At 60.7% G+C, this 2,646-nt stretch carries 1 protein-coding gene and 1 pseudogene; both read right to left on the reverse strand.

Features of this window, described 5'->3' with window-relative positions:
• A pseudogene (qmoA, locus tag V6C07_RS11585) lies at positions 1–697 on the reverse strand (heterodisulfide reductase subunit A); the annotation flags it as partial.
• Positions 698–1,077: 380 nt separating this feature from the next.
• On the reverse strand, positions 1,078–2,646 hold a 1,569-nt coding region (gene aprA / locus V6C07_RS11590; RefSeq protein WP_333536636.1), incomplete at its 5' end, for an adenylyl-sulfate reductase subunit alpha.

Genomic DNA, 2,646 nt, shown 5'->3' on the forward strand with positions numbered 1-2,646 from the left:
GGCCGTCCGTGGGCCGCGTGATGCGCCCGCCTGTGGGGCCACAGGGCGAGGCAAGACGCTCCATCTGCATGTTGGAAATACAGTTTTTCACGTTGCCCGCGCCAAGGTTGCTCAGACGGGTGACGTCATAGGGCTTCCAGCCGGTGGCAATGACCACAGCGCCCACGCCCAGTTCAATTTCGCGAGGGGCTTCGGCCACATCCAGAAACTGGTTGCCCGCCACACGGGCCGTGTCGGCCTTGGAAAGAGTCTGCGTATCCAGGGTGTAGCGGCTGGGAAAGGCGAAAGGCATGGCCTTGTACAAAGCCTTGCGCTTTGAAAGGCCAAAGTCGAATTCGCTGGGGCTTTCGCCGTCAAGGCTGGAGGCCAGCAGGCTGAAATCCACGTTATGGGGCGCCGTGCGGCGCGGTTCGATGCGCACCTTGACGGTATAGTCGCCCTTGACCCCGCTGAAGCCCACAACTTCGGCCTGGGTAAAGAACTTCACACGCGGATTTTTCCTGATGCGCTGGAACTGGATTTCCAAGCCGCAGGAGGGGGGACAGAGTTTGGGAAAATATTTATTGAGCTGAGCCACGCGGCCCCCAAGCCAGGGCGACTTTTCGACGATATAGACGTCGTGACCCAGTTCCGCCGCTTCAATGGCGGCTGTAAGGCCTGCAAAGCCGCCGCCCACGACGAGAATGGCATTGGACATCCTGGATATCCTCCTGCGTTGTTGCATAGCGGCTGAAGAAGTGACAACGCCCCTCGCCGCGGAAAAAAGGAGTGGCCGCATCCGGCCAAACCTTACGGGCATCGGCTCGCGCCAACTGCCGACGGCCGGCCACAGTTTCCGATGTGGCCGCCTGGAACCGTACCCGGTTGCCCTTGAGACTTTGCCTCACCATCATGCCCGGCAGTTTTCCGGTGGCGGCGAACCGCCTGACGGGGGACATACAAACCGCATGCTGCAGCATTTGCGCGGCGGATGAAGCGCATCCGCGCCCTTCGCCTGTTGCACCCGCTGGCTGTGACAGAGCTTACAGCCAAGGGGGGCGGCCTTGCGGCCGCCCCTTTTGTGCTACATGCCGCCGACTAGTCGGGGATGATCTGGTAGTAGGGCTTCTTGAAGATCTTGGTCTCGCCGGTGGCGGGATCGTACTTGGAGTTCACGAAGCACTTCCACTTGGTGTCGTCCAGGGCCATGAAGTCCGCGCGGTAGTAGAAGCCGGGATAACGGGATTCTTCGCGGAAGGAGATGTGCTGCATGTGCAGGCGCACCGTCCACAGGCGATGGTAGTTTTCCCAGCAGCGCAGCAGTTCGTGCAGGTCACGGGAGGCCAGCTTGAGGGAGTCTTCTTCCATCATGGCAAGCAGGTTGAAGCCCGTGTCGAGCAGAGCCTTGGAGGTGGTGTAGTAGGTGCTCACGCCGCCGCCGTATTCGTCGGTGCACTTCACAAGACGCATCATGAAGTTCTTGGGCGTGATGTAGTTGGGGTTCACCACAGGGTCGGTGGAAGCGTCCTTGCCGGCCATGAAGTTATAGTACGGACGGTAGATGAGCTTTTTCAGTTCATCAGCGCTTTCCTTGAACTCGGGCTTGAAGTCCTTGTGGTCAAGGCACCAGCGCACCATCTGCTTGCCGGCGATACGGCCTTCAGCATGCGAACCGGAGGAGAACTTGTGGCCGGAAGCGCCCACGCCGTCGGCGCAGGTGAACAGGCCTTCAACGGTGGTCATGCGGTTGTAGACCTTGCCGTTGGCCGCACGCACCTTATAGTCTTCGGGAACCCATTCTTCGTCGGGACCGGACACCCAGATGCCGCAGCAGCCGGAGTGGGAGCCGAGCAGGTAGGGTTCGGTGGGCATGATTTCGGAACCGCGTTCTTCAGGAGCGGTATTGGTGCAGGCCCACAGGTTGGCCTGACCAACGCACATGTCGAGGAAGTCTTCCCAGGCTTCGGACTCAAGTTCCTTCTGCTGTTCTTCGTTCAATGTGGCGAAGGTGGTCTGCAGGGCGGTCTTGGTATCCATGTAGATGGGGCCGCGGCCTTCGCGCATTTCGCGAAGCATCATGTGGTTACGCAGGCAGGTCGGAATGACGTGGCCCTTGGCGTAGCCGCGATCTTCGTAGGGCTTCAGCATGGCACGGTTGGTCACGCAGTAGTCTTCGCCCTTGCTGTTGGTGGCTTTGGCCTTGAAGAGCAGGAACCACGCGCCCACGGGGCCGTAACCGTCCTTGAAGCGGGCGGGCACGAAGCGGTTTTCCATCATGGTCATTTCAGCGCCGACCTGAGCACACATGGTGTAGGTGGAACCGGCGTTCCATACGGGATACCAGGCGCGGCCCATGCCTTCACCGGTGGAGCGGGGGCGGTACACGTTCACCGCGCCGCCGGCGGCCACCATGATGGTGTTGGCTTTGAAGATGTGCACTTCGTTGGCGCGCAGGTTAAAGCCCACGGCGCCCGCGATGCGGTTGGGAGTATTTTTGTCGAGCAGCAGCTTCACGATAAAGATGCGCTCCATGATGCGGTCTTCACCCAGGGCATTCTTGGCGGCTTCGGCCACGATGCACTTGTAGGATTCACCGTTGATCATGATCTGCCAGCGGCCGGAACGCACGGGGGCGTCGCCCTTGCGCAGGCTCTTGCCGGCGGCCTT

Origin of the sequence: Desulfovibrio sp. 1214_IL3152 (assembly GCF_036763055.1) — a bacterium.
GTDB lineage: Bacteria > Desulfobacterota > Desulfovibrionia > Desulfovibrionales > Desulfovibrionaceae > Desulfovibrio.